General features: G+C 40.9%; 49 protein-coding genes. 1 reads left to right on the forward strand and 48 read right to left on the reverse strand.

The window, feature by feature from the left end:
• Positions 1-26: 26 nt before the first annotated feature.
• The 24 genes from ACTTK7_RS12035 to ACTTK7_RS12150 all read right to left on the reverse strand — a co-directional run bounded on the left by ACTTK7_RS12035 (position 27) and on the right by ACTTK7_RS12150 (position 12650).
• Positions 27-1322: a DNA-packaging protein gene (locus ACTTK7_RS12035; RefSeq protein WP_462868324.1), complete on the reverse strand. Its 1296-nt coding sequence runs from the start codon at positions 1320-1322 to the stop codon at positions 27-29.
• A gap of 2 nt (positions 1323-1324) precedes the next feature.
• On the reverse strand, positions 1325-1789 hold the full coding sequence (locus ACTTK7_RS12040; protein ID WP_462868325.1) for a hypothetical protein: 465 nt from the start codon (positions 1787-1789) through the stop codon (positions 1325-1327).
• Positions 1786-2775: a mannose-1-phosphate guanylyltransferase gene (locus ACTTK7_RS12045; RefSeq protein WP_462868326.1), complete on the reverse strand. Its 990-nt coding sequence runs from the start codon at positions 2773-2775 to the stop codon at positions 1786-1788. The genes ACTTK7_RS12040 and ACTTK7_RS12045 overlap by 4 nt, the downstream gene beginning before the upstream one ends.
• Positions 2772-3104 carry an HNH endonuclease gene (locus ACTTK7_RS12050; protein ID WP_462868327.1) on the reverse strand — a complete coding sequence of 111 codons (333 nt, stop codon included), beginning with the start codon at positions 3102-3104 and terminating at the stop codon, positions 2772-2774. Before ACTTK7_RS12050 ends, ACTTK7_RS12045 begins: the two co-directional genes overlap by 4 nt.
• 4 nt (positions 3105-3108) lie before the next feature.
• Complete coding sequence (locus ACTTK7_RS12055) at positions 3109-3840, reverse strand: GREB1-related protein (RefSeq protein ID WP_462868328.1); 732 nt, start codon at positions 3838-3840, stop codon at positions 3109-3111.
• Between the two features lie 15 nt (positions 3841-3855).
• On the reverse strand, positions 3856-4494 hold the full coding sequence (locus tag ACTTK7_RS12060; RefSeq protein WP_462868329.1) for a ParB N-terminal domain-containing protein: 639 nt from the start codon (positions 4492-4494) through the stop codon (positions 3856-3858).
• 172 nt (positions 4495-4666) lie between these two features.
• A complete protein-coding gene (locus tag ACTTK7_RS12065; RefSeq protein ID WP_462868330.1) occupies positions 4667-5143 on the reverse strand; it encodes a sigma-70 family RNA polymerase sigma factor in 477 nt (158 codons plus the stop codon).
• A 17-nt stretch (positions 5144-5160) separates the two neighbouring features.
• A complete protein-coding gene (locus ACTTK7_RS12070; protein ID WP_462868331.1) occupies positions 5161-5676 on the reverse strand; it encodes a hypothetical protein in 516 nt (171 codons plus the stop codon).
• A gap of 1 nt (position 5677) precedes the next feature.
• On the reverse strand, positions 5678-5884 hold the full coding sequence (locus ACTTK7_RS12075; RefSeq protein ID WP_462868332.1) for a hypothetical protein: 207 nt from the start codon (positions 5882-5884) through the stop codon (positions 5678-5680).
• A gap of 18 nt (positions 5885-5902) precedes the next feature.
• Positions 5903-6112 carry a hypothetical protein gene (locus ACTTK7_RS12080; RefSeq protein WP_462868333.1) on the reverse strand — a complete coding sequence of 70 codons (210 nt, stop codon included), beginning with the start codon at positions 6110-6112 and terminating at the stop codon, positions 5903-5905.
• Positions 6113-6146: 34 nt separating this feature from the next.
• Positions 6147-6356, reverse strand: a complete 210-nt coding sequence (locus ACTTK7_RS12085) for a hypothetical protein (RefSeq protein ID WP_462868334.1) — start codon at positions 6354-6356, stop codon at positions 6147-6149.
• Between the two features lie 57 nt (positions 6357-6413).
• A complete protein-coding gene (locus tag ACTTK7_RS12090; protein WP_462868335.1) occupies positions 6414-6617 on the reverse strand; it encodes a hypothetical protein in 204 nt (67 codons plus the stop codon).
• Positions 6618-6640: 23 nt separating this feature from the next.
• A complete protein-coding gene (locus tag ACTTK7_RS12095; RefSeq protein ID WP_462868336.1) occupies positions 6641-7021 on the reverse strand; it encodes a hypothetical protein in 381 nt (126 codons plus the stop codon).
• Positions 7011-7229 (reverse strand): DUF3310 domain-containing protein, encoded by a 219-nt coding sequence (locus ACTTK7_RS12100; RefSeq protein WP_462868337.1) that lies wholly within the window; start codon positions 7227-7229, stop codon positions 7011-7013. The genes ACTTK7_RS12095 and ACTTK7_RS12100 overlap by 11 nt, the downstream gene beginning before the upstream one ends.
• A gap of 12 nt (positions 7230-7241) precedes the next feature.
• Positions 7242-7505, reverse strand: a complete 264-nt coding sequence (locus tag ACTTK7_RS12105) for a hypothetical protein (protein ID WP_462868338.1) — start codon at positions 7503-7505, stop codon at positions 7242-7244.
• Positions 7486-7722, reverse strand: a complete 237-nt coding sequence (locus ACTTK7_RS12110) for a hypothetical protein (RefSeq protein ID WP_462868339.1) — start codon at positions 7720-7722, stop codon at positions 7486-7488. The genes ACTTK7_RS12105 and ACTTK7_RS12110 overlap by 20 nt, the downstream gene beginning before the upstream one ends.
• A gap of 89 nt (positions 7723-7811) precedes the next feature.
• Positions 7812-7964, reverse strand: a complete 153-nt coding sequence (locus tag ACTTK7_RS12115; protein ID WP_462868340.1) for a hypothetical protein — start codon at positions 7962-7964, stop codon at positions 7812-7814.
• 139 nt (positions 7965-8103) lie between these two features.
• Positions 8104-8277: a hypothetical protein gene (locus ACTTK7_RS12120; RefSeq protein WP_462868341.1), complete on the reverse strand. Its 174-nt coding sequence runs from the start codon at positions 8275-8277 to the stop codon at positions 8104-8106.
• 9 nt (positions 8278-8286) lie between these two features.
• Positions 8287-9123 carry an ATP-binding protein gene (locus tag ACTTK7_RS12125; RefSeq protein WP_462868343.1) on the reverse strand — a complete coding sequence of 279 codons (837 nt, stop codon included), beginning with the start codon at positions 9121-9123 and terminating at the stop codon, positions 8287-8289.
• Positions 9044-9901 (reverse strand): DnaD domain protein, encoded by an 858-nt coding sequence (locus ACTTK7_RS12130; RefSeq protein ID WP_462868344.1) that lies wholly within the window; start codon positions 9899-9901, stop codon positions 9044-9046. The genes ACTTK7_RS12125 and ACTTK7_RS12130 overlap by 80 nt, the downstream gene beginning before the upstream one ends.
• 33 nt (positions 9902-9934) lie before the next feature.
• Positions 9935-10810 carry a recombinase RecT gene (locus ACTTK7_RS12135; protein ID WP_462868345.1) on the reverse strand — a complete coding sequence of 292 codons (876 nt, stop codon included), beginning with the start codon at positions 10808-10810 and terminating at the stop codon, positions 9935-9937.
• Positions 10811-10831: 21 nt separating this feature from the next.
• The gene (locus ACTTK7_RS12140; RefSeq protein ID WP_462868346.1) at positions 10832-11794 is read right to left on the reverse strand and encodes a YqaJ viral recombinase family nuclease; all 963 of its coding nucleotides are present in this window, start codon (positions 11792-11794) and stop codon (positions 10832-10834) included.
• A 117-nt stretch (positions 11795-11911) separates the two neighbouring features.
• Complete coding sequence (locus tag ACTTK7_RS12145) at positions 11912-12133, reverse strand: hypothetical protein (protein WP_462868347.1); 222 nt, start codon at positions 12131-12133, stop codon at positions 11912-11914.
• A 277-nt stretch (positions 12134-12410) separates the two neighbouring features.
• A complete protein-coding gene (locus tag ACTTK7_RS12150) occupies positions 12411-12650 on the reverse strand; it encodes a helix-turn-helix domain-containing protein (protein ID WP_462868348.1) in 240 nt (79 codons plus the stop codon).
• A gap of 254 nt (positions 12651-12904) precedes the next feature.
• Here ACTTK7_RS12150 and ACTTK7_RS12155 point away from each other — a divergent pair, with 254 nt between their 5' ends.
• Positions 12905-13273, forward strand: coding sequence for a helix-turn-helix domain-containing protein (locus ACTTK7_RS12155; protein WP_462868349.1), 369 nt, complete (start codon positions 12905-12907; stop codon positions 13271-13273).
• 19 nt (positions 13274-13292) lie between these two features.
• Here ACTTK7_RS12155 and ACTTK7_RS12160 read toward each other — a convergent pair whose 3' ends face one another.
• The 24 genes from ACTTK7_RS12160 to ACTTK7_RS12275 form a co-directional block, all read right to left on the reverse strand.
• Positions 13293-13508, reverse strand: a complete 216-nt coding sequence (locus tag ACTTK7_RS12160) for a hypothetical protein (RefSeq protein WP_462868350.1) — start codon at positions 13506-13508, stop codon at positions 13293-13295.
• 344 nt (positions 13509-13852) lie between these two features.
• Positions 13853-14185 (reverse strand): hypothetical protein, encoded by a 333-nt coding sequence (locus tag ACTTK7_RS12165; RefSeq protein WP_462868351.1) that lies wholly within the window; start codon positions 14183-14185, stop codon positions 13853-13855.
• A gap of 49 nt (positions 14186-14234) precedes the next feature.
• On the reverse strand, positions 14235-14768 hold the full coding sequence (locus ACTTK7_RS12170; RefSeq protein WP_462868352.1) for a hypothetical protein: 534 nt from the start codon (positions 14766-14768) through the stop codon (positions 14235-14237).
• A gap of 58 nt (positions 14769-14826) precedes the next feature.
• Entirely contained in the window at positions 14827-15219 is a 393-nt protein-coding gene (locus ACTTK7_RS12175; protein ID WP_462868353.1) for a hypothetical protein, read from the reverse strand.
• Positions 15220-15375: 156 nt separating this feature from the next.
• Complete coding sequence (gene ssb, locus ACTTK7_RS12180) at positions 15376-15825, reverse strand: single-stranded DNA-binding protein (RefSeq protein WP_462868355.1); 450 nt, start codon at positions 15823-15825, stop codon at positions 15376-15378.
• A 15-nt stretch (positions 15826-15840) separates the two neighbouring features.
• A complete protein-coding gene (locus ACTTK7_RS12185; RefSeq protein WP_462868356.1) occupies positions 15841-16329 on the reverse strand; it encodes a hypothetical protein in 489 nt (162 codons plus the stop codon).
• Positions 16326-16901, reverse strand: a complete 576-nt coding sequence (locus tag ACTTK7_RS12190) for a helix-turn-helix domain-containing protein (RefSeq protein ID WP_462868357.1) — start codon at positions 16899-16901, stop codon at positions 16326-16328. Before ACTTK7_RS12190 ends, ACTTK7_RS12185 begins: the two co-directional genes overlap by 4 nt.
• An 80-nt stretch (positions 16902-16981) precedes the next feature.
• On the reverse strand, positions 16982-17104 hold the full coding sequence (locus ACTTK7_RS12195) for a hypothetical protein (RefSeq protein ID WP_462868358.1): 123 nt from the start codon (positions 17102-17104) through the stop codon (positions 16982-16984).
• A gap of 18 nt (positions 17105-17122) precedes the next feature.
• Positions 17123-17458, reverse strand: a complete 336-nt coding sequence (locus ACTTK7_RS12200; RefSeq protein ID WP_462868359.1) for a hypothetical protein — start codon at positions 17456-17458, stop codon at positions 17123-17125.
• A gap of 228 nt (positions 17459-17686) precedes the next feature.
• Positions 17687-18304, reverse strand: coding sequence for a hypothetical protein (locus ACTTK7_RS12205; protein ID WP_462868360.1), 618 nt, complete (start codon positions 18302-18304; stop codon positions 17687-17689).
• Positions 18305-18327: 23 nt separating this feature from the next.
• Positions 18328-18927, reverse strand: a complete 600-nt coding sequence (locus ACTTK7_RS12210; protein ID WP_462868361.1) for a hypothetical protein — start codon at positions 18925-18927, stop codon at positions 18328-18330.
• A complete protein-coding gene (locus tag ACTTK7_RS12215) occupies positions 18924-19079 on the reverse strand; it encodes a hypothetical protein (RefSeq protein ID WP_462868362.1) in 156 nt (51 codons plus the stop codon). The genes ACTTK7_RS12210 and ACTTK7_RS12215 overlap by 4 nt, the downstream gene beginning before the upstream one ends.
• A 29-nt stretch (positions 19080-19108) precedes the next feature.
• Complete coding sequence (locus ACTTK7_RS12220) at positions 19109-19462, reverse strand: hypothetical protein (RefSeq protein WP_462868363.1); 354 nt, start codon at positions 19460-19462, stop codon at positions 19109-19111.
• A gap of 129 nt (positions 19463-19591) precedes the next feature.
• Positions 19592-19783, reverse strand: a complete 192-nt coding sequence (locus ACTTK7_RS12225) for a hypothetical protein (RefSeq protein ID WP_462868364.1) — start codon at positions 19781-19783, stop codon at positions 19592-19594.
• An 88-nt stretch (positions 19784-19871) separates the two neighbouring features.
• The gene (locus tag ACTTK7_RS12230; RefSeq protein WP_462868365.1) at positions 19872-20027 is read right to left on the reverse strand and encodes a hypothetical protein; all 156 of its coding nucleotides are present in this window, start codon (positions 20025-20027) and stop codon (positions 19872-19874) included.
• Positions 20028-20150: 123 nt separating this feature from the next.
• Entirely contained in the window at positions 20151-20696 is a 546-nt protein-coding gene (locus ACTTK7_RS12235) for an antirestriction protein ArdA (RefSeq protein ID WP_462868366.1), read from the reverse strand.
• Between the two features lie 153 nt (positions 20697-20849).
• Positions 20850-21314, reverse strand: a complete 465-nt coding sequence (locus tag ACTTK7_RS12240) for a hypothetical protein (protein WP_462868367.1) — start codon at positions 21312-21314, stop codon at positions 20850-20852.
• A gap of 72 nt (positions 21315-21386) precedes the next feature.
• Positions 21387-21590, reverse strand: a complete 204-nt coding sequence (locus ACTTK7_RS12245; RefSeq protein WP_462868368.1) for a hypothetical protein — start codon at positions 21588-21590, stop codon at positions 21387-21389.
• Positions 21591-21678: 88 nt separating this feature from the next.
• Positions 21679-22014, reverse strand: coding sequence for a hypothetical protein (locus tag ACTTK7_RS12250; RefSeq protein WP_462868369.1), 336 nt, complete (start codon positions 22012-22014; stop codon positions 21679-21681).
• Positions 21998-22780 (reverse strand): ParA family protein, encoded by a 783-nt coding sequence (locus ACTTK7_RS12255; RefSeq protein ID WP_462868370.1) that lies wholly within the window; start codon positions 22778-22780, stop codon positions 21998-22000. The genes ACTTK7_RS12250 and ACTTK7_RS12255 overlap by 17 nt, the downstream gene beginning before the upstream one ends.
• 89 nt (positions 22781-22869) lie before the next feature.
• The gene (locus ACTTK7_RS12260) at positions 22870-23835 is read right to left on the reverse strand and encodes a helix-turn-helix domain-containing protein (RefSeq protein ID WP_462868371.1); all 966 of its coding nucleotides are present in this window, start codon (positions 23833-23835) and stop codon (positions 22870-22872) included.
• A 637-nt stretch (positions 23836-24472) separates the two neighbouring features.
• Positions 24473-24976 carry a hypothetical protein gene (locus ACTTK7_RS12265; protein WP_462868372.1) on the reverse strand — a complete coding sequence of 168 codons (504 nt, stop codon included), beginning with the start codon at positions 24974-24976 and terminating at the stop codon, positions 24473-24475.
• Between the two features lie 2 nt (positions 24977-24978).
• Positions 24979-25173: a hypothetical protein gene (locus ACTTK7_RS12270; protein WP_462868373.1), complete on the reverse strand. Its 195-nt coding sequence runs from the start codon at positions 25171-25173 to the stop codon at positions 24979-24981.
• A gap of 48 nt (positions 25174-25221) precedes the next feature.
• Positions 25222-25359, reverse strand: a complete 138-nt coding sequence (locus tag ACTTK7_RS12275) for a hypothetical protein (protein ID WP_462868374.1) — start codon at positions 25357-25359, stop codon at positions 25222-25224.
• Positions 25360-25628 lie beyond the last annotated feature (269 nt).

Raw genomic sequence — 25628 nt, forward strand, 5'->3', positions numbered from 1 at the left:
TCTTTCTTAACATCTTGTTAAATTTCTTATACCGTACTTGCTTTGACTTTAGACTTCGTTTTCTTGTTAAGGATGAGATCCGTAAACGCCCAAACCGTAGCATCCACCCGGTCGGGAGATTTTTCGCCAGTCGAAGGAACCCATGTCGTCATCTGATCCTCTAGCTTCGGATGAGATCCCACATGATTCACACGCCCTTGCTCATACAAGGCTGATATAGGCTCGGCTCTCGTATATTTTCCCCGAGTGGCATGTACCCCCTTGTACGGTACTTTTTTATCCACTGTACGGATCAGACTTTCCACCAGATCCCCTCCTTGGTTGACCTCAGCCACAATTCGATCTGCTTCCCATGTATGATACGCATCCACCACGACTTTCGCCCATTCATCCGGCGATCCTTTGGTTGTGAGATCATCCAGGAGATACCCTTTGCGATCTGTACCAATCCCGGCAACAATAATCCCGGTTTCATCGGAATCTTCTTCACTGGTTACTGCCGGGTCAACAGCAACGACAATCCGTTGCAGGTGTGGAGGTTTCTTCACTCGTAACTTTTCGATCTGGTTTCGTTTCCATAACGCTCCCTCGGTATCATCCAGGATCTCCGCATAGAGTTCCTGTCGCCCGAGTTTGGTTCCTTCATACTCGGAAAGCACCTCATCGATAAACTCATCCGCAAGGTTCGCCTGATTATCGAAGGTACTCCCTTTGGTTACATGCGTACTATCCATCTTCACCAATTTTTGGACTAATGGAATCGGCTTCGGCGTAGTCGTGACAATCGCATGAGGATGATCCCCCAGACGCAACCCGAATTTCATGTTATCCCATGTATCTTTCGGATATTTCCATGCTGCTAACTCATCTGCCCACACCAAATCATGTTGAGGACCACGTAATTGCTCCGGGTTTGATCCCGAAAAGACGGTTGCCATTGCTCCATTCGGCCATGTGATCCGGCGTTTGGATGGCTCATAATACGGATAATTCCAAGGTGGGGAAATAGCTTTAATGCCGGATTCCCCTTCGATCATGACATCCCGGGCATCCCCAGGTGTCGGTGCAATCAAGGCAATCCGTTTCGCTTCTCCGGCTTCCACCATTTCTTTCACGTATTCTGCCCCGGTACGGGTCTTCCCAAAGCCACGCCCGGCTAACAATAACCATGTTCGCCATGTTCCCTCCGGGGCTAATTGATTCGCTCTCGCCCAGAAGGTCCAATCATAGATCAATTGCTCGGCTTCTTCATCGCTCAATGAGTTGAATACTTCGGCTAATTCCTCATCGGTCAGTGATGCCAGATCTTCGATGTGAGCCACAATTACTCATCCTTGGCTTTTCGCTTGCGAATCCGTTGCAATTGGTCATTGAGCTTTTCTTTTGGCGATACATCTTCATGTTCAATGTGACCACTATGCTCCACATCGGCAGAAACTTTTTGCTTATGCCCCCATCGTTCTGGAAACCTTCGCTCCAACCGCCACGTAATCACTTTCGGATCATCCGACATTTTGAATAGACGAGTAACATCATTCACTTCGGATTCTGCCATGGCTTTCTCTACTGCGTTGCAAAACTCTACATAAGGTTCCTCGGATTGCTTTACTTTTTTGGGCTTATCCCCGTCAGTCCGGGCAATTTCACGCTCTCCCCGTTTTAACCATCGATGGAGGGTTGATTTATCAATTCCGGCATAAGCCGCTGCAGTTTCAATATAATTGCCAATCTGAACCGCTTGAACGATCTTTCGCTGTACCTCATCGGTCAATTTATTTGGTCGGCTCATCCATCACCCCTCCTTTCGATGTATTTCACCTTTTCCGCATCCTCCCGAGGACACACGATAATGTCATTGCCATTCTGGATCACCATGAGATCATCCACCCCGATGGTCGTAATCCTCATATCATCTTCACTATATAAAAAGTTATCGTAACCATGGATCACCTCATGCGATCCCTTCATGGTATTGCCTTCATGATCTTTGGCATACATCATCGAGAACCGATCCAGATTGCCAACATCCGACCATTCCGCATGAACGGGAATCACTCTCAACCGATCGGATTTTTCACCTAATGCTTTATCAATCGAGATCTCTGGAAGAAGCTCATAGGCTTCATTTAATCGATGTTGGGTAAATCCACTTACGATATGCTCGGGAATGGATGGATAATGGGCTAAACATTCTTCCATGAACGTATCAATCGGTCCGATGTAGATCCCGGCATTCCATAAATGCGACTGATAAAAGAGATCTGCCCATTCCTGTGGAGGTTTCTCGATGAATTTCTCCACCCGATCCCCTTTCGGTTTAATATATCCCTGCCCGGTTGACGGATAGGTAGGCTGAAACCCGAGGGTTACGATCTCCCCGGTGGCTTCGGCTAATTCATACGCTTCACGAATTTTCTCTTGGAAGATCGATTCATCTTCGGTCCGTACATAATGATCCGAGGGGAAGATCCCCATGATTCCTTCGCCATAGGAAGCATGAATGGCTGTCGCTGAATAAATCACGCTTGCCCCGGTATTTTTCTTTTCCGGCTCGATTAATCGAATCCCTGGGTAATCCTCATACCAATCTTTTTGCTCATCTACGGTCGTAATGAACTGCATATGCTTCGGAATGATAGGATTCATACGGTCTAATGTTTGCTGTAAGAGGGTTTTCCCTTCCACTTCAACCAATTGCTTCGGGCGATCCCCCTGACTAATCGGGAATAACCGTTCGCCACTACCTCCGGCTAATGCAACGCCAAACCATTTCATCGTAGATCCCTCCGATCATACTCATCTTTGTAATAATCTTCGCCATACCACATCTGAAATTTCTCTTGCCATTTGGTTTTCAACGCTTGATCCTGTTCAATCTTTTGATGGCAGACATGACAAAGACCGATGCCATTGGTGAGAACTCCTCGCCCTCCTAATGACCTCGGCCTTACATGGTGGATTTCTTCGATGCTTGCTTTCTTGCATTCTTGGCATCTTCCTTGTACTTCAACGATCTGTTTCCTTACTTTATCCGAAAACTTATTCCGATCTCCCGTTTTCGGCTTCCTCCGCTTATGGTTGGGCTTTGGTACTGGCTGAACCATTCTATCAAATCCCTTTCAATGGAACTTTCAATCGAGGATTCGTGGTTTTTGCAAAGTTATACTGCACCACGTTTGTTCCCCATTTCTTTTCCATGATTTCTGCTTGTTCCCGTTCATGCTTTAAGGTACGATACGCTCCACAACCTCCGGCTTCGGATAGATGTCCGGCTAAATAATAATATTTATTGTTCCGAAAAATCTTATGGTATTTATGAAGCACCTGGAGAGCAAAATCATAATCCTCATTTAACCCCAATCGCTCATCGTACCGAACCTCTTTGGTATTCGTGACAATATGGCAACTGAACGGTCCTAACACCGGGGTCAGAAAACTAAATGGGCTGTATTCTCGGTAGAATTTCGGATCGGCTTGAAGATTAAGCCCCCAGAGAATCGTGCCGACTTCCTCACAGACTTGGAAGCCCTTTTCGAGAAAGTCCATGATGGTAATTAAACCAATCGGGTTCCGTTGCATATCTTCATGAAAGCCGATTTCTTCCACATCATCATCCAACATCACCAAATACCGATCTTCGCAATGATCCCGAATGTAATTCCGCACCTTTGCCATATTGCCCCGAGTATCATCCGGGAGCACCATGATTTCATTTTTCGGATAGGCTTCTTGGTAAGCATCCGCTTCAAATTCATGAGCAGCTATGGTTAAACTCTCCCCAAATAACTGCTCGGCTTTGACTTCTCCTGCCCGTTTATAGCTTGGTGTCACAATTTTCATCACGATCCCCCCCTTTTAATCGAGCCTTTCAACAACATCTACGCCCCGAATCACTCTGCCGACCCCGGCACGTTCATAGCCTTCTTTGCTATCTTTCGCATGAACCGTCTGAATCCCGAGCTTATCGACAGCTGTCTGCCAATCCATTTGATTATCAAAATACAACACCACGTAATTGTGTTCTTCCATCAATTCTTCGGTGAATGTCTTTTCCGGGCGTTCTTCTTCCTCATCGGCGAACTTATTCATGAGTTTTTCAATTTCGCTTTCATCAAAGCCTGTCAGATCCATATCAAAATCCCCGGTGTCTACATCCAACAGGAGATCCTTCAGCATGGATTCATTCCATTCCCCGGAGATCTTATTTAACGCCATATTCAAGGCTTTTTCTTTTTGTTCATCTATATCAATAACCGAAACCGTAATCTTTTCATAACCAAGATCTTTTAAAACATTCATGCGTTGGTGACCCCCAACCACCGTTTCGGTATGCTTATTCCAGATGATCGGCTCAACATAGCCAAACTCTTGAATCGATTTCCGCAGGTTCTCGTATTCTTTATCTCCCGGTTTTAATTCTTTCCGAGGGTTATAATCTGCCCCCTGGAGATCATCAATGTTCTTTTCTTGATACGATACCAATGCATCATCCATGTGTTCTCCCCCTCCATTCCTTTATGTATATAAAAAGACCACTCGCTCTAAGCGAATGGCCTTTCAGTCAAACCAATAATAGGGGGCATTGATTTGGCTACAATATCATAATAAGGGCTTTGAGAACGAAAAACGTACGGAAATCGTTCACGATTTGTCGGTCAAAACTAGGTTAGAGTTCCAAAACCCCTTTCAAACTAATCATCAACCGATCCATCACCCTCCGGCGAACATCATAGAGAGAAGTACGAGCATACCCTAACTGCAACGCACACTTTTCGATCATTTCATCCTCAAAATACCGACATTTTACAAAGGCTTTCTCCGTTTCATCGAGATCTTCCAAAGCAGCATCAATCGAACGCACAATGAGTTCGTATCGTTCCTTTTCTTCATGAATATCTAACGCCCGTTTGGATTCAATACGGTCAATCGCAAAATCTTCGGTGGTACTTTTAATTGAAAAGCCTGATCCTCCACCTTCGGTCATATCATAACTGGAAATCGCACTTGGTAAGATCCAATCTAATTGCTTTTCTAAGTTTTTGATTCCTACCAAATACGTACGATAATGACGCAAATGATATTCAATCGCTCGTTCGATCTGGTTTTTCTTTTTTCCTTTCGGCTCTTGAACCATTGTACTCATGGAAATCCCCTACCTTTTTACTGATTGATGTTCCCCTTCTCCGGCTTTACTTCCGTTGCCTTTTGTAATGCCTTCTCCTGTGGTTTTAACACCTTGGCTTTGCCATGATACCCTCTGGCTAACTCGGCAAGCACATAAGCATCAGCCAGATCATCATCGGATTGCCTATATCCAAAACGGTCATAGACCGCCAAGATCATATCGCTTTTGCCTTTGTTCCCGGCGATCCCGGCATAATTCTTCAACGTTCCCGGAGAGCATTCCAAATAAGGAAGCCCTCGCTCTAACAGCTTCATGCGAACACTCCACCCGATCCCTCCGAGGATGAATCCCTTCTGGGAACTAAATCCGAATCCTTCAATCGCCACCACATCATCCGGCTCGATTTGTTCCATGATCCGATCAATCAATCGCATCATCCGATACGGATCTTTGCCTTTTTCCTCAATCTTTTCTTCACTGATTAATGCTCCGCTTTCACTTAATCGAATGACCCCGGTTGCTGTTGATACGTCTAAGCCTACAAATTCCATCTTACGTTCTTCCTTTCTTTCTTTCTTCATATTTTTCTTTGGTAAATTCTATAAATGCTGGCATCCCCAGACCACTTGCTAAGGCCATGCTAAACACCATGACAAGATCCACCCAGGCATTGCTATTGATCTCCCCTTGTTGAATGCCATAAGCAAAATACATCAGTAGGACTAACCCTGTTAAAATCATGATCGATATTCGTTCCATACGTTCCTCCTTCAATGGTTATATTTTATGTTCGGCTTTCACTTTTTCATCAATCAGATCAAAGAGTTCTTCCACTTCGTCTTCGCTCATCCCATTCATATCTGCAAAATCTTCTCGAAGCATTTCCCGATGCCCCTGCTTGGAATAATCCCTCATCACCTGCCGATATAATTCCTCTGCCTGTTGATGTTTTTTCATTTCTGCGGTCATGTGATCATTCGCACTCATATTATCGCTCCTTATAAAAGCTAGGTTTTATCAATTATGCATATAAACAAAATACAAAACGATATTCAGTTATCTTCTCGTATTCCCCGATTTCCATATGAAGAAGAATATATTTTAATGCTTCTTCGTCTAAATCCATATGAAGTGCATTTTTCAAAAAATCAATAGTTTCTCGAACGCCATAAAATTCATTACTCTCACCTTCATGTATAACAAGAAAATAAGATTTTTCACTACTACTCATAATTAACCTCCATAAAAGTTAGATTTTATTATCTTATTTGTTGATACAGATAAATAACTATATCTTTCTTTTTAGCATTTTGTTTTCACTGATGACATTAAAAAGATGGGGCGTGTCTGTCGGCGTTATATCATACTGTGCTTTATTTAAACTGATATGAACATCCATATTACTAGCAACATATTTAAGCCATACATTGATTTCTTTACCTGCCCAGAGCTTTTCTACATTTCTCCATGTTGTATAAAAGTGTAATTCCATATGATCCCCTCCCTATTACTTCTTTAAATCTCATTCGCCTTCACATGCTCCGTTCCGGGCTTATCCCCTAACAGAGCAATCATGGTTTGTCGCTTATTCGCAATGATCTTATCCAAAGCATCGATATTTCGTATCATTTCCCGGATTTGCTCACCAATCTTATATATCCATGGGCTTATATTTGCATCCTCCGGCATGGATGGATCGACTACCTGTTGAAAAGGTAGATCCATGATTCTTGCTCCCGAAGTGACTTCGGCCACCCGTACAATGTCACCAATAGGGGCGACACAAAATTGGTAATCGCCAACGTCCACCCGATACCCGAGCATGGGCTTCCATTTCTCTTCGCTTGCGATCGCTACATAAAATCGTTGAACGTGATCGTTCACTTCAATATCCATATTCACGGGCTTCCTCTCGGTTTTCCTGTTTTCGGATCTCATCGTTTAAGTAATCCCTCGCTTTGTACAGATCTTCTAATCCAGATTTCTCCCCAGATCGGCAGGTGTATTTCACCACATTGCCGAGATTGAAATTAAGCTTAAAATGATTGATGGTATCCCAGGCAACACGCCCCCGGTAATGTGTACGGTCAATAGTATTTTCCATGATATGCTCCTTTCAAAATAACGTGATTTGTTCGAGATATTCCGCAGGAGCTTCCTGCTGTTGATCCTCATCTGGTGGTACAGGCTCGATTTCTTCAAACCCGTTAAACCATTCCAGAGGAAACTGCCCCATGAAGGACTGCAACGCCTGATCTTCGTAAAACCGAGCATGGGTATGACCGACATGAAGAATATACGCTTGTTTCGGTGTGTGCTTATATCCTCCTTCGGTATAGATCAACGTGGCTTGATAATACTTACCTGTCACCAGTTCCATCAGTGGTTTCCCCCTTTCGGAGAAATCGTTTCCCTTCACGCCGAAGGATCTCCATGCCGGCAATCGTGGCGATGGCATACACAATTAAGAGATCCCCCAAGTCCACCGATGCTGATTGTTGATGAACGAGTTGCCACAGCACGATCCCATGCTTCCCGGCAATAAGTATCCCTAATAACATCCCGATAATCTGATCGGTTTTTTGTAATCCTTTCATGATTGCCCTCCTAACCTTGGTAGACACATAGGCACAGGAATTTGTCTCGGCTTGCCTGTGCCATTTTTTATCCATTCACGACCTAATCCTTATAGAACCCATGTAGAAATACACAGAGCCACGACACTGAACAGCACAATGATGCCCCACATCTTTGCTTTCTCTTCGTCTTGCTCTCCGAGGACACCAATGCCGAAAAACAGAATCAGCCCAATAAATAATAGTTGGATAATGATATTCACCGCACACCCTCCTTCTGTTGCCAATAGGCTTCGGCTTGCCGAAACCGTTCCATATTTCGCTCTACTCGCTCGACCCTCTGATATTCCTCTGCTTCATTCAACTTCTGCCCTTGCATGACAATCGCACATTCGGGATAACTCATCGTTGTTCTCCTTTCGCAATCATTTGGATATTGGTCACTTCATGATGCTCTGCTACCTCTGGAAGTAATTGCTCTGCTGCTACGAAGGCATGATGGGGATCATCGACAATCGTGTTAATCTCGATCTCCCCAAATCCCTCGAAAGTAACAAGCCAGTTATAATGTTTCATGGCTTCTCCTTATAAAAATGGATTTTGTTCGATGCGTTGATCCGGCCCCGTCATTTCTACCGGGAACGTTCCTTTCATCAATCGGCTGAAATTCCGAGGTCCAACCACATCCACCAATCCATGTTCCAAACTAAAATTCGTGGTAAAGATGGTGTGTTTGCCTTGTCGGCTGTTCGCCACCTGGAAGATCTGGCGAGTTGCCCATTGGCTTTTTCGCTGTTCTTCTTCCGGCATTTCCACGCCCAGATCATCGAGCACTAACACATCGACCTCATGAAGCTTGTCAAAAAGATCTTTCTCGGTTTTGTCGTTGCTCTTTTCATACGTTTCTTTGATTAATGTTAAAAACTGCTCCACATCGATGAATACACAGGTTTTGCCTTTTGCCATCAATGCTTTCGTGATGCCAATAGCAAGATGAGATTTCCCAATCCCATATGATCCCGAAAAAATGAGATCCGTAGGCTTCCCTTCTTCGCCAAAGGTTTCAACATACCGCCGAGCCACCTTTAACGCTTCCTCCTGTGATTCATTTTTCGGATCGTAATTATCCAATGAAGCCCCTTGCAGATCTTCCGGTATCAAAGATTCTTGATCGAAGTAATCCCACACCTTTTGTCTCCGGCGTTCTTTCTTGTTATCTGCAATCGCTTGGGCGATCTGGTTATCTTCACATCGACAGAACTGCTTAATGGTTTTCATTTCTCCTTTGCGTTCGCCACCCAGAATAGGGATTTGTTTTTCATGAACCGTCTCGCCACAACCGTCACAACGATACGTTGCTCCCTCGGTTACGGAGAATGGCGTTGTAGTCTGTTTCTGAAGATAATCGCTGAGGCTTTCCATGGTTATTCGATCCTCCCTGCTTCTTCTGTTTTTTCTGCTGATAGGCTTCGTCTTGCTTTTGAGCTTCCTCTAAGGTGGTAATGCCTTGCTTCAACCAATTATTAATAATCGCCCGGCAGTAATTCAGTCCAGCATTATTTAAGGCGGTTTTCTCTAAAGCAAGATTGATGGCTCGTTCTTCGATCCCGTCTTTATCCACCCAAGCAAACAACTCTTCGGCAACTAACCCCGAAGGTTGCTTCCCCATACAGGTGACAAATTGATCGAACATATTCATCTGATAATCGGTTGCCCTATCATCATCATCAGAGTTCTCGTGAGTATAGTTCAGAGAGTCTAGTTCTAGTGAGTCTAGTTCGGGTGACTGTGTGACACCCCGGGGTGACTCTCTGTCACCACCCCCTGACTGTGTGTCACCCCCCGATGACTGTGTGTCACCATCCGGTTGAGGGGCATCGGTTAACCCGATTAACTGGTAAACGCTTGTTTGATTTCGATTATCATCGGTCTTTCGCCGGATGATCCGAATCACTCCCCGATCCTCTAACTGCTTCAAGGATCGTTGAATGGTTCGGTTGCTGCAGAAACATTTTCCGGCTAGTCGATTGATCGAAGGAAAGGCTTCACTCGTTTCGTTATTGGCATATCTCCGTAACTGGAAGAACACCATTTTTTCATAGACCGTCTGAAACAATTCGCCTTCGTCATCCATGAATCGGTGATAGATCATCGTAAATTTAGGATCATTGCTCTCCACCCCGATATATTGCTCTGGCATAACACTCACCCTTTGCCAATAGAAAGAAGGGGATTAACCTTCTTCCTGTTGACCTTCGGGTTCGACATCCATAATGATGTCCGCATCATCCTGCACTTCGCCCATATCCGGGTTAATCTCCCGTTTGACCGAGTTATCGGATTCAAACTGTTGAGCAAACTCCGTACTTTTCGGTGCATACGTGAGAACATCTTTCAAGACGGTTTTCTTTGCCATAGCATTGAAATTCGATTTCCAAGGAGAACTGCTATATCCATACGATTGGCTGTATTGCTCGGCATGGCGTTTAATCCGATCTGCCGACCACACCACAAAGTCATAGCCCCCGTTGTCCAGATGATAGACAGCATAAAAGTACGTAGGATCGCCTTCCGGTATATCCGCAGGCACATGATGCACATCCTTGTGAAGCCCTAACTTAAATTCAAATTCATCGTTTCTATAAACTTCGTGAGCATAGATCATCCGAAACCTTCCGGTACGGTGAGCCAGGCTTAACAGCCCTTTGTAGCCCATTTCAAAGTTCGCTTCCATGATCCCCCGTTGTTTGTTTTTCCGAGGAATCAGATAGGCTTCCCCTAACGGTGTGTTCGGTTCCAGACCTAACTGTGCCGATTGCATCATGGCTCCCAGGAGAGAATACGGATCACACTCTCCGAGTTTTGGTGTGTTTCTTACGGCTGTAAGGGTCAACCGGGTCATTCGCTCGGCTGAGAAGTGTTGAGGGAGAGCCTTTTTGATCTCCGGCTCCATTTTCTGGATCATCCCTTTAACGGTGTTCCGTTCTTCTCCTTTGCCTTCATTCTGATTGGCAACTTCGCCATTACCTTGCCCAGATTGCTTACTCTCGGTTTGCTGTGACTGCTGATTCTCTTTAATCTGATCTTTCAACTGATCTGCTTGTGCCATTGGTATATGCCCCTTTATTTTTTATATTTTGAATGGTCGTTTTGTACGCTGTTCGGTATATTTCTCAACGAGATCTGGGTAATCTTTCGCCAGTTGCTTCTTATCGAAGTGATTATAAAATTCCGTTTTCCATTTCACTTTTCGTGGCGAATACTCGAATGTGCCTTCTTCGTTCTCACCTAATTCATCTTTGATCTGGTTCTTTAACTTTTCTTCTTCCTTTTTCAGTTCTGCGATTTGATCCTTCAAGGCATCAATCTGTTCCACTTTATCGAGAACGCTGTTTGGCAATACTGCCTGCTCCTGCTTACTCTCGGGATACATATGCTCGAGCAATTTGGTGCTCGCCTCTGATCCATCCATCAACGGGGGATTTTCAGCTAATATATGGTTCTTCCAGAAGTCCTCGGCTCGCTCAAACAGCATGGCAATCAATTCTTCATCCCGTTCGATCACTTTATGAATGAAATGATTGCCCCCGATCCGAACGGCGATCCACCACCGTTCATAGCCAGTCACACCCAGATACCACTGCACTTGCAGGAAATACTGGTTAGGTATAACTTCATCTTTCCATTCGCCATGCAGAAAGGCCGAAGTCGTCTTGCATTCCAATCCTTCTTTTTTGCCCACGATCACCCGATCCACGTTGGCGAAAAAGTACGGATAATCCGGATGAACAAACATTTCATTTCTCCGGCGAACCCTCATCTTTGTTCGGAGAGAAAACTCTTTGGCGATCGTATCTTCGTCTTTGTTGCCCCAATACGCTGCTTCATTCCCTCCGAGGAACGCTCCATCTTCATCCACTTCGTACAGATCTTGATCCGGCAATTCGCCCATTTTATCCATGTACACCTGGATTGGCGACTTGTATTTGCTGATCCCTAAAATGCCGGGAATATCTGTGCCACCGATGCCTTTTTTTCGTTGCTGTAACCACTGCCGATGCTCCATCTGTTCTTGCGATAACGCTGTTTGCACTTTTATTGTCCTCCTTGCATTCTTATGATCGCTCTCTTACAATAAAAGTGTCGCTAATATTGAAAGAGAGCACTCTTTTTCATCGAAAAGTCGGATCGTCCCCACGATTCGGCTTTTTTACTGTCCAGATACAAACGAACCGCCTTCGCTCTTGATGTACTCCCTCATGGCTTCTAATTCATCCAACATTAAGGAACCATCTAACAGCTCGATGTAATCATCACCTTCCACAATATCTTCGCCCGTCATGATGCATTCGCCTAACACCTCGGGATCTTCCTTATCATATTCAAAACGACCACCATTGTTCGGTAATACCATTGGATTTTCTAATTGCATGATTCATCGCTCCTTTTTTATTGAATCGGATTGGCTCCGGCGTACATGACAAACAGACAAGATAAAATCATCAGCACCGACATTGTTTTCTCTGTAAAATCCATATCCTTGATCTTGTTCATTGGGATCTCTCCTTTGTGAACCCCGAGGGGATACGTGTTATAATAAGTTCAACGTTCTATACAGATCTCGAACTCACGCTTGCCCGGCGTGGGTTTTTATTTTGTAATCAAATTGATAAAAAGCAACAAAAAGTTAAGTCTATGAGAAAAAAATTTTATGCTTCTATTAACGTATGGTCATTTTGGTACGGGTAGAAAATGCCTTGGAAATCGGTATCTAAGATTTCAGCAATAGCAAACAATACATATAATTTGCCTTCCCTCTTACCACTCTCAATCTGCGAGAAATAAGCATTTGTGATGGAAATATTCTTTTGTTTTTCGAGCAGATCCACAACCATTGCCTGCGTTAAATTCTTGCTTTCTCGGATTTCTTTGAGTTGCGTTCGCTTCATATGTGATCACCTCCCTTAACTTTCTGTTAATATTATAACCCAACATTTTGTTAATTTTCAACCCGTAGAAATCATTTTTTGTTGGATTTTTCCAAGTTTTAGTTATTTTTTTGCTTTTAAATAGCAACGAAAGGTTGTATCATAGCTTTAAGAGTAGATAATTATGTTTTGAAATCTACCACCAAGAGATCCAATAGAATACAATCCTTTTTGATTATAGATCACTAATGCATAGCCAATAGGGGGGCTAGAACATGAATGAATATCAACCAATCGATTTAGGCAAACGATTAGCTACGATCCGAAAATCTAAAGGCTACCGTCAAAGAGACATTGCCGAATATTTAGGAATTACCGAATCAGCCTATGGGTATTATGAAAAAGGAAGGAATGAACCTTCGATTAAAAACCTTCAAAAACTGGGAGATTTATATAATCTGACGGTTTCAGAGATTATCGGAGAAGAAAAAACCAATATTGATTTCACAGAAATTCTCAATGAAAAAAACGTATTGAATTGGGAAGGCACACAACTAGATGAGGAAGATATTCAAAAAACCAAAGATATTTTGTCCTATATTCTTCATGAAAAACGCCATAAAAAAGAGAGCCAATCATCCTAGTTGGCTCTCTTTTTCTATGTCAGGCTTCTTTTTTTAGATCACTTACCATCCATTCATTTGCTTCTGGTTCAAAGTAAGCTACCAGAAGATCTGCACACTTTTCTTTGGTGATAACCCCTTGATTCACTGCATCCTCCAAATACTGGCGAATATTAAACTGTGGCTCCATCCCCGTTTCTTTTTTTAATTCTTCCATCAAACCTGTCACCTCTTGATGGCTGCTATTCGCTGTCATGCAAACTCCCCCTTGACCAAATTAACTTTTTATTGTTTTTCGTTCTGTTTGAATGTTTTTATTTTAACGAACACACGTTCCTAAAACAACAAATGAATTACCTATTATCTTTAAAAAATGGCGAAAAACCCCATAAACAAGCAAAAAAAATATTCTCTCTAAACCGCCTTATTAAAGTAATCTTGTTTTCTTGTTTTCTTTTTTTCTTGATTTCTTTCTTTCTTTTTTTCTTATTTCCTTTACAACCGTATCGTATCATATTTTAATTTTTAGATAAACAAATAGTTAATATTACAAACGAAAAAGAAGCCCTGGCAGATCCAGGACTTCTATCGCTCATTCACTTACTCATCACAATCTAAACATTCTGCTTTTTCTTCTGCTCCCAGACCGAGAACATCTAAACTTTCATGCTTTGCACCCTCAGCCTTATCCGCATCGGCTACATCATCTGCCGATACTTCCTCCACAGTCGTAGTGAAGGATTCAATGAGGTAAGAGATATTCCTTTCGACAAATGCCGAGATTTCTTCGGAAAGATTCTCCGTTTCGGCATGTTCATCTGCCCCTGCATTGTTCAATCGAGTATCAATGATCTTTCGTGCTCGATCTACGGTTTCCGTCAAACGCTTATCAAAAATTTCTGGAGATACTGCAATTACTTTTTGTTCTGCCATTAATAACTTCCTTTCTTCTTTTCTTTCTTCCTTCCTTGAAACCTAATAATTATTGACGGGTCAATCGCCAATACGCAGTGCTGTTAGAATACGGATCTAATACATAACCGCCATAGGTTTCTTGAACGGCTCCTGTACCTCGGCTATATCCCCAACAACGAATCCAAGAACGTCCAGTTCCAGATCCTCGAGTATATGCCTGGGGTTCTCCAAAGAAAACTCTGTCACCTTCATATAAACGAGTTGTGCCACCATCATGATCCAAATCGGTATCTCTGCGAACATAAGCATAGGCTAACCCATTGGATATTTGTCCTTTGGTTCTAGCGAAATAAAGGTACATATCATAAAGGATTCCTGTCGAATCGCCTACCTCGATATTGCGATACCGGCGATCATATTGACCATCACTATATTTCAAGCCTTTCCCACCATCATAGTAATCGGTATAACAATAATCTCCCTGTGTGCCATACGTTTCACTACTGTCTAAGCCTGAAGTACAATAAATTTGCGAAAGATCTTCAAAATTTCGCACCACCAATACTTTATCGGCATACAGATAATCTGTGCATCCTGCCATGTCAAAAACTCCTTTTTCATGAATTTAAGTGAGCTACACCATGTAACTCACCTCTTTTCTATTGGACATTGGGATTTTCCACCTCATCATCGTTTTCGATCTTATCTTTCGGTATAATTTCTGTTTGTTGAGTTTCATATCGGCGAATATAATAATCTTCTCTCGATTCACTCAAATATAAAACTTTATATATTCCTTGGTTATCACTTTTCCATTTGCCACTATGGTTATCTTGTAGCAATTCTTTAGGCACATGAAGGCGAATGTGATCCTCATCCCCTTTCCGATGGAACCACCCATCGGAATACATGCTTCGATCTCGGAATAATCCTTTTTTATTGCTTTTGAACTTTTTGCTCTCGGTATCGAAGGTAATTTTTAACTTGCCTTTTCGATTCGTTACATAACCACCCGAACGAACGAGCAACGACATCGCTTCCCATAGTTGCATGATGAATGCCCCCTACTAATTACAACTTTATAACTACGTGAGTAATCGCATGTCACATTTTACAATCTTTTGTTTACTTTTTAAATAGATAAATTAATTTTTCGTTGTTATTTATTCAAAAAATTTTTTCCTCTGATATAGGTAAGGTCTATTGACCTAAAATGGAAGATCATCATCGGATATATCGATAGGTTGTCCATTATCCGCAAACGGATCGTTCGATTGATTGTTCCGCCCCTGTTGCTTCTGCTGTCCTTGTTGCCCTTGCTGTTTGTTTCCAGAACTGTTCCTGGTATCTAAAAATTGCACATTTTCTGCCTGAACTTCCACCATGGTCACCCGTTTCCCTTCGTCATTTTCAAATTGCCGGGTTTGGATTCGCCCTTCGACCCCTGCCATGCTTCCTTTTCCGAGATAGGTGGCGGTATTCTCGGCAATCTTTCGCCATACGGTACACCGAATAAAATCGGCATCATTTTCGCCCTGCTGATTTTTAAATGGGCGATTGACCGCAAGAGTAAAGTTCGCTACGGCCACCCCATTTGGTGTGTAATTCAACTCTGGATCTTTCGTTAATCTTCCTACCAATACTGCTCGATTAATCATTTCATCTTCCTCCTATTAACTAATGAGTTCCCACTGTACGGGCAAAATATAGCCACTATCGGTATGATAATCCCATTCATTATCACATTCCGGGCAATACTTGGCTTCCAGACTGACAGCTTCAGTGTAGGTTGAATCTGGGCGTAGCATGGTGTCCATGTGTCTCCCCATGTTTCGGATACTGCGAGAGCCACATTCTTTACACACATCAGGATTCTTCCATGATACATCTGGAGATCGTACAGTTAGATCTGTACCCACATTGAAATATTTTCGGATTGTAGTACAAGTCGATTTCAATTCTTGGGCTACATGTTGAACACCAAAGGTATTCACTCGGTCTTGCACTGCAAAAAATTCATCTTTTTCCGGCTCTTTCGTGATCCGTAGCTTTTTAATCCATCCATTCAACTCCCGGCGAACATCTTTTTCGGTCCAATTTAACTGATACGCTATGTCGGGAATGCTGTTCCCTTCACTATACAAATACGATAAATCGGTCATGATAATACCCCTTTCGGTTGATCGTGAAAATAGGATTCATACATTTTTTGCAGACGTTTACGGATCCGCATCACTTGATTGCGAGAGATCCCTACCATTTTTCCGGCTTCGGCTCCAGAAGCTCCATTCATTAATGCTCGTACCATCTGTTGATCTCGATCATTTAACAGCTGCAAGAACTGTTCAACATCCATCACCGTACGGTCGTCTACCTCTCCGATCACTTCATGGAGATTCATCGTTTCGCCTATACTGATTTTGGCATCTAAATACTGAACACCCTGTTGGACTAACATATGAGCTTCTTTGACGGTTTCTCTTGTCGCCCGGGGTTCTAAAGAACGAATATACTGGTACAACGATTCAAAGCTTTCACGCTCTAAATTGTTTTTAACGATATAATTTCGCCAACGAAAAACGGTGGTCCGAACTTTCACTTGTTCGGGAGAACGCTCTACGGCTGAACGGATCGCAATCGCAATCGCTGATTTGGCTTTCATCGATGGTTGTTCTTCCTTCCACCAGTTCACTAGTGCTTCATATCCAATCTGTACGAGATCTTCTTGCTCCATCGCCTTTAACGCCAGAGCACCACCGCCATATCTGCGAGCAGTGCTCCGAATAAAAGGCTTATGCTTTTGAACAAACTCGGTTAATTCGTCTGGCATTCGCTCTCACGCAATTCTTTCGCTTTCTGAAGAATCTCGCCTAGAGAAGCACCAGTGGTTTCTTGAATTTCTCGAATCTCTTGCTCGGTTTGTTGAATGCCTTCCATCATTCTTTCTTCCTTTCTTTATTTGATTTTATATACTGATCCATGTTGCCGATCTACAATTAATGCTCCTAAGTCCTCGGTTATTCGATATTTCTCCCGGAGTTTTTGCACAAGGTTTTCCTCCTGGGTTCTAAGATCTTCTTCTCTGCCTTCAAATTCTTCTTCTAATTTGGTTTGCATGAGTTTCGCTAATTGTTCTTGACGTTCCTCTTTAACTTCTTCCAATTCATGTTTTTGACGATCCAGTTGACGGAAGGCGGTATGCAATCCCTCATCCATATCACAAACATGCACTGGCTTTTCACCAAACATAAATTCAAAGAAATCCATAATCCCTTCATTTTTCCGTTCCATACAAATCTCCTTTCAGTTGATTGCCCTAAAATTAACTATCTGTTAATTTCTAAGTCCATATTACAACTTTTTGTTTAATTTTAAAAGGATAAATTAAGGAAAAGTTAAGTGAATAGATGGAAAGACCTTTTTTTGCAAAAAATTATTTAACTTTTCCTTGTTTCTTCCTTTCTTCCTTTCTTTCTTTATTAATGAATAAACAAAAAGATAACTGTTTGGTAAAAACAGTTATCCAAAAAATAAATAAATTAATCCTCTCGAAACAAATACTGCTATGAGTATCCCTAATACTGTTATAATTACCGAACGGAATATAGCTACCCAAAAATTGTGAGATTCTATTGTTTCCCTAGTATATATATTCGCTTTACTTTTCTCAGCAGGCAACATTTCTTCTACTAAACGTACTATTAATTTTTCAGTTTCAACTGATAACCAAGCAATATCTGCAACATTTACCATTAAAATTTCTTCTTCAGATGTTTTATTTTTGAAAGCTTCTTTTAAATTTTCAATATCTTTTTTCAAATTTTCATCTTTTATAAAACGTGAAAGCTTATTGAATTCTAAAAAGACTTCGTTTCCTAAATATATAAATTCATATTTACCAGAAAACTTTTCAATATTCGATTCTAATACTTTTTTATTTAATTCGTTATTCTTTTCTTGTAAACGAATAATAGAATCATTAAATACATTAAATCTATTTTCTAGGTTTAATTTCGATAATTCTCTTTCATAATCAGTTTTTCTTTTAAAACGATCTGCGAATAAGTTAATTATTAAGACTATTAAAGTAGTTACAGCTATTAGGTAACTAGATGGATTGGTAAAGAAATCACTCATCGTTATTTTTCCTTTCTTAGTTATTACTGAAAAAATATACTTAAAATGACCGCAAATATTACTACAATTAAGGCATTGATTAAACTCGAAGTGAAGCTATTGATTTTAGTCGTAGATTTACTATTCTTTGTGCTTTCATAAATTATCTCATCCATATTTTTGACGACTAAGTTAGATAGATTGAAGAAAATAGTAGATAAGTTATTTACTTCTTGAATTACTTCGTTTCTTTTATATCCTTTTCCATTAAGCTTTTCAAATTCTTTTATACCATTATTAATCCGACTTTTTAGTTCACCATTAACAAAGGGATGCAATTTGTTTAGCTCTGCCAATACGTTTCCCATTGCATGTAAAGCTCTTTCCCCATCAAAGTCATTTAATCTATTCTTTGATTCAAGAACCGCATGCCTCATCTCTCTAGCATTTTCTTCTATATGTTTTACTGAGCCATGTATGAGCTCGATTTTGTAATCAATTTGTATTTTATTAATTTCTTTTCTAAATTCACTTTGTCTTTTTAAGTAATCAGCGATTAAGTTAATACCTAGAACAATCAAAGTTACTAAGGGTACAATATAATTACCTGGATCTGAGAAGAAATTCACAAAATCATTATTCATTTAAACCACTTCCCCCAAAGAGTACGACCTGCCATTTTGCCAACCACTCTTCTTTGCACCCTCTTGCCTACCTTTCCTTTTTTTACTGCGTTTACATCCCCCAGAATTTTAGCGAAAAAATACATCATTTTCCGAATATCATTAATTTTCATCTTTTCGACTCCTTCATGTGTAATATTGTTTACGTTGTGCCTTCAAGATTTGCCCAGGTGTTTCGATTACATACCCAATGAATACCGCTATAACTCATTTTATATTCTCTGGACAATGAAGCTTTGCTCTGTCCCTCAGCAAACTTTTGTCGGATTTCAACTACTTCTTCCTCGGTCAATTTCTTTCGCTTATCTCCTTTTTTCTTTTCTTTAGGTTCTTCTGGAATGATTTCACTTCGGATCTCGTACCAACGTTTGATCGTATTTTCTTTGACCTGTTTTTCTGTGCCATCTGCTTTTTTCACAACAATGGTTCCATCTGTATGATACTGAACGATTGCTTCATTTCCGTTCCGTTTGTGTGTTGCGTTAAATTGTTGCATGATGATTGCCCCCTCATTGATTTGTTAACCTTTTGTTAATTTCTAAGTATATCGTATCTCGCTTTTTCTTCGCTTCATAGTCGTTTATTGGAATTTTTTTAGAAGAAAGGGAGAATTTATCTCCCTCGTTTATGCGAAGATGATCGCTGCACCGCCATGAACTTCGCAAGCATGAACCTGCACCTGCTCAGTCAAAGGATGAATGTATTCAATCTCGCTTTCATTGACCGACAAGACTTTCACCGCCCAACGCTGGGCTTGAAAGTCGATCTCTTGATTTCCTTCAACAATGATGATGTTTTCAATTTCAGTATTAGCCATAATAACCTTCTTTCTTTTGATTTATTTCGCAGTCAGCGTACACCGCATTTTATTCAGTTTAAAGTCTTTTTTTAACAAAAAGTTAATTTTATATCAGATCTTCCAGATCCACCAATTTGCTATCCATTGCATTTTCTAAAGCTTCATCAAACTCTTCTCCTTCCAAACCAAGATCCATTAAGGCTTCCATGATTTCTGATTTGATCCTTTTTTGCTCGGTTTCTTCTAATTGCGTGATATACATGATGATTTCCCCTCTCTCGATTTAATGTACGTTCATCGTATCTCGCACAATCTTCGCTTCATAGTCGTTTAATTAACTTTTTGTTAATTTTTTAGGTAAAAAAAGAGAGAGAACAACCCTCTCTTAAATCTCGGTAGATATTGCCCTTCCTTGATCGGTATTGATCTTCCATCCCTCGGTCATTAAGGTGATCCCTAATTTCTCATAATCAAAATACATTTCTAAATGATCCGGCACTTGCATGACTTCCAATTCATCAATCGCTGCTCGCCCGAGATCTTCCTCGGTATATACATCATCCAGAATGATATGAGTTTCATTATCGATCACGAGCTTGGTATCTTCAATATCTCCAATCGTGGCATACACTAACATGAAATCTTGCAGGGTATGTCCTTGGGCTATCATGGTTTCAAAGTAATGAGCCAGATCGTTTAATTCTTTCATTCCTTCTTCGGAAAGCTCATTATAGAGATATTTGAGATCTTCATGCACTGATATATCCATGACTTCAAATTCATCCCCGAACTCGCAAATATCCTCGGCCTGTTCCATTAACTCCTGTTCGACTTCCTGGGCTTCTTCTGGGCTTACCGGAAGGTCTACCCATTGACCGATTAATCTCCCTGCGTTGTAGGCTCCTAAATGTCCGATCCAGATGCTTAACATAATTCATTTCCCCTTTGATTGATGTAATTTGTTAACCTTTCGTTAACTTTCTAAATTCATCGTACATTAACAAAAAGTTAAGTTAAAGTCTTTTTATACAATTTTTTGTTAATTTTTCGCCATAAAAAAATCCCTTGCTCCAGGCAAAGGATGTTACTCTTTATGAAAATCCACTTGTAATTTAGCCCTATATCGTTTTCGAGTTGAATCTCGGAAAAATACGTTAATCTTCTTCTTTTTTAACCCATCACGTAAAAACTGTTCTTTAATAAGAGAATAATCCAATATCGCTTCTTTCTGTTCCCCGGGATTTAACAGCCCTTTTACCTCATGAGATCCATCTGCAAAGGCAATCCATTGTTTTTTCTTTGTCTCTACGGAACAGGCTTCTACGGTGAAAGGCATTTCTCCTATATTAATAATTTTCGCACTGATTTTCTTGTCGTAGATTTGCCCATTTGATGAGACATAATGAGCAATATCCGCTTTCACATGGGCGAGTGGTTTTCTTCTTCTTCTCGCCAAATACAGAGCAACGATGACCGCTGCTAACGTTCCAATAGCTGAAAACCAATCCGTCAGCGAACCTATATCATAGGTGATTTGCGTAAAGATCATTGATTTATCTCTCCTGTATGTTCGTTTCTACAATGCACAAAAAGACCGCCCGTAGGCGATCTCTTTCCTCTCTTATCGAGAGACAGAAAACCGATGGAATGAGTTTTTGTTTAATCTTTTCCCTTTAATATGACTGTGCGTTTCTTCTGTCTGCATAGTTATATGATTAAGTTCAAAAATCTCATGCTGATTATACTGTTCTAACTTTGATAATTTCTTCATGATTTCTTCTTGATTTTCTAAAATGCGATGTAGTGTTTCTTCTGTGATAGCCACATCAATACCTCCTATACAATATTGCCCCCAAAGTGTTACATGCATATCGTACAGGCTACTTCCAATTTTGACCAGTTCTAATATATCATTATTCGTTGTTTTTTTCGGCTTCTTGTAATTCCTCTAAATACCTTTCCATTGCCTTTTCTACTAATTCATAGGTAGGGATGTCATAACGGAGAGAAACCATACGATACTCTTTATACAACGCTTCGGAAATCGTGAGGTTCGTCTTTGTTCGCTGTACTCGGTCTGTATTTCTGGAAGGGAGTAAGGAATCTTTCTTGGTTTCTTGATCTTCTTCTTCATTTCTCTCATGATTTAACGATTCTATGACTTCTTTCTTTGCTTCTTGTGATTTCTCTGGATCACTACTTTTATTTTTCTTTCCTAGCATGTCTCTAAAATCATTTTCTTTGGACAACTGCTTTCAACTCCTTCACAAAAGATTGATAAGTTTCTAATGCTTCTCGATCTAATTTCGTATGATCGGTCACCCCAGAGATCGAAAACTCTTTAATCCGGCTTTTCCGGCGAATAACCGTTTCAAACACCCGATCGGCATAATCGGTACGTGCTTGCTCTAAGATGGCCTTATCCAGACTGGCTCGAGCATCAAGCATACTCGTTAAAATCCCTGCCATTTTGAGATCTGGGTTTGCTCGGTCTACGACTTCTGCGAGGATCTCTAAGTACCTATCCAACGCATCATAGCAAAACGGATCACTCTGCAGCAGTACCACCGCATAGTCGGATGCCGTCAAGCCATTCAAGGTTTGATCGCCAACATTGGGAGGGAGATCAATGACAATATAATCATAGTCATTTTTGACACTCTCAATTGTTTCACGCAACACATGAAAAGAAGTCTCTGTATCCCCTTGATGCCAGTATTGAGAGACATATCGAGAAAACGTCACCAGATGATCCTCAGCTGGCAAGACATGCAAGTTCTCATGCACCGGGTATATGTACGGTTTGGGATCTCGTTCTTGGCAGGCTTCAAGTATAGATTTTCCCGTAAAATTATAGATATTTTCCCCGGTAAGCATGGCTGTGAGATTTCCCTGAGAATCAAAATCAATGGCTAACACTTTGGCATCTTTGGCTAATAGGTAAGACGTAATGGAGGTGGTGGTGGTCTTTCCCACCCCTCCTTTTTGAATCCCAAATGATATGGTGATGCCCATCGACATTGCCACCTCCTTGCCTTTCTGTGCAATTTTAAGAATATGAATGAGGGTTAGATCCTCCAAAGATATACAAACGACACAGGTTCCTACTCATTTAAAAATTGATCCACTGCCTGAGCCTTTCGTTTTTCACGTTCGGCAAGCATAGATTCAAATGTCTTTCGGCTATCCTCTGATACCTCGGATGAACCCTCGACATACTTCTGTTCCATCCACTTTGGAATAATATCTCTGGTATTCTCTGTGTTATGCACTTCTTGATTCTCTGGGTGAGATCCTTCTTCTACCTTGCCATAATATGACCGGCGAAGATATGCCGAAAAGTCACGAATTTGTTTCTGTTGAAAAACATTACTTAATACACCGATGAATTGCGTTTCGGTTAAAAGATTTAATTCATGAAATTCTGATATAGATTCCAGATAATCATCCGTCAATCGATCATGATTTTTTAATAACCATCCTTGGAGTTTTTCTCCAAAGTTATAGTTTTGAATCTTCTTACTGATGGATTGATTATTTAATTTAGTATTATTAATTCTAGTATTATTAGATCTAGTATTATTACGTGGACTTTTTGACCAGTCTTGATTGGACAAATCTTCTTCTCTTGATTGGACATTTTGACCACTCTGGATGTGACGGGGTTTTTCGTCATTTTTAACGCTAGAACCCCCGTCATTATCAGATTGGTCATTTTGTCCACTCTTGTTTTTCTTTTCTTGCAGTTGAAATAAATCATAAATGCTATTGGTGATTTTGTAATAGGTTTTGGCAGGTAATCCTTGTCTCTTTTTCTCGATCAATCCCAATTTCTCTAAGCGAGTAATCGCCCGAGAAGCTGTCTTTTGTTGAATGGTTGTATTTCTCTCCAGATTTTCATATGTACAAAAGAACATGCCTTCGTCTGTTAATTCATTTCGATCTTTCCAATACTTAAACAGGCTTACTAATTCCGAATAAATAACAGCTTCGTTTAATCCAATCTCATGAGCAAGCTGCTTATTGACCACAATGCTCCCGTCTGCTCGTAATAAATCTAAAATGTCCATAAAAAAGCCCTCCTACATCATTTGCAAAAAACAAATGGTAGAAAGACCGCCCCGAGATTATATTCGCACGTTAATTTTGATATTACGAACCAAACCCTTGCATATTTTTATGTAAGCAGGGTATAATAACATCAAATACGTTTTGTGCGAAAGACCTTCTCGTGGTTGGGGTGGTCTTTCATCCGTAGCCCAGAGTTCCCGCTCTGGGCTTGTTTTTTGTTTATTTTTAATTGTACTCGTTTGCATTTCAATTATCAATAAGATTCTGTTAACATTTTGTTGTTTTCCCTTCTCCTGTTTCCCCAGATCCTCGAAAGCATTTATGCACCCCCTCTATCATTCCCGAAAAACCCGAAAATATTATGTTAACTAAAAGAAATAGCATTTATACATACCTTTTTCCCGTTTTATCAATGATAAATGAGATAAATGTATAAAAAAAGTTCTTCTCATCAAAGAGAAGAACTCCGGTGTATATAGAAGAATCCTTATTTAACAGGCTTTTTCCGTTAACCGTAGTTTACGTAATGTGTATTATCGGCAGTAGTCTCTACTCACCCATTGTATAAACATTCAAGTGATTAATAAAACCAACTTCACATTTTCTTAAGTTGGTTATTTTATTAATTCAGCTTGATTATACCATAGGATTTTTAGATAAAAAGGTACGGTAAATATAATTGTATACTTCCTGCTCAGGGGCTTCATGAAAATAGCTATCCACAATCAAATCCGTAATCTTATCTGTGCGAGTATCTTGGAGACCTTGAACGCCCAAAGCATCCTCTAACGCACGAAACGCCTCCAATTCACTCTGTACAATATCTTCCCCTGGATCTTCCTCCACCCCTTCGTGTTCTTTACGGAGTGACCGTCTCGCTGCTTCAATATACTGTTCAATGGCATGGTTGATCGTTTGATACTTAGCATCACTTCTAATCTTCACAAATCCCACAGAATCCAAACGGGCGTGTACATCTTCTTTCCAGAGCAATTTGGCTCCCGGGTGGTCCACATTCCGGAGTTTGTGATCGAGGATCAACCGATTTAACCGTTGGCGGTTGATCCCCAATAGATCCATTGCTTCTTGGTACGAATAACAATGCTCCCGGATGGTCTGTTCGAGTTCTTGTAATTCCATCATTACCCCTCTTTCCTTTCCGGGAGATCGAATCGGATCACTTTATAAGCGATCAGAGCAAACACTACGCCCGTTAATCCGAGTACCACTTTGTTCATCACCGTAATATGGTTCCAGTCCATCGTGTACAAATACAGTACCGTGGCAAAGACAAACAGCTTTTCTTTGGTAAATACTTCTCGTAGTAATGGTTTCATGATATATTGTGATTAAGGAATAGGGGGAGAAGTTCTCCCCCACTTGGTTTAGTAACGCTTCCTCTTTCGCCGAGAGGGGCGTTTTTTCTTTTTCCGCTCTTTTTTCTCTTGAATATCTAGCCATGTACTATAAATCATGAAGATGGCTAACAGAGAAGCAAGAACGTTTCGTAATTCCTCAATCACTCTTTCCTCACCTCCTTTCTCTATTATTATCGTATCAAAGGCATATACAAATGTCTACCGTTTATATGTAATAAAATGGAATTTCTTTATGATTATTTTCTATTCATGAACTTTTTTCTTGCTTTAACTAACATAGTTCATTTACTATGTAAGTACACAGAGAGTGATCATCTATCACATCCCCTTAGTTACGCGCATATATCAAAAAAGACCGAACGCATCCCCATACGTTCGGCCCTGGCAACAAATAACGACCCTTCAAAGGGGTT

This window comes from Marinococcus tarijensis (assembly GCF_054971385.1).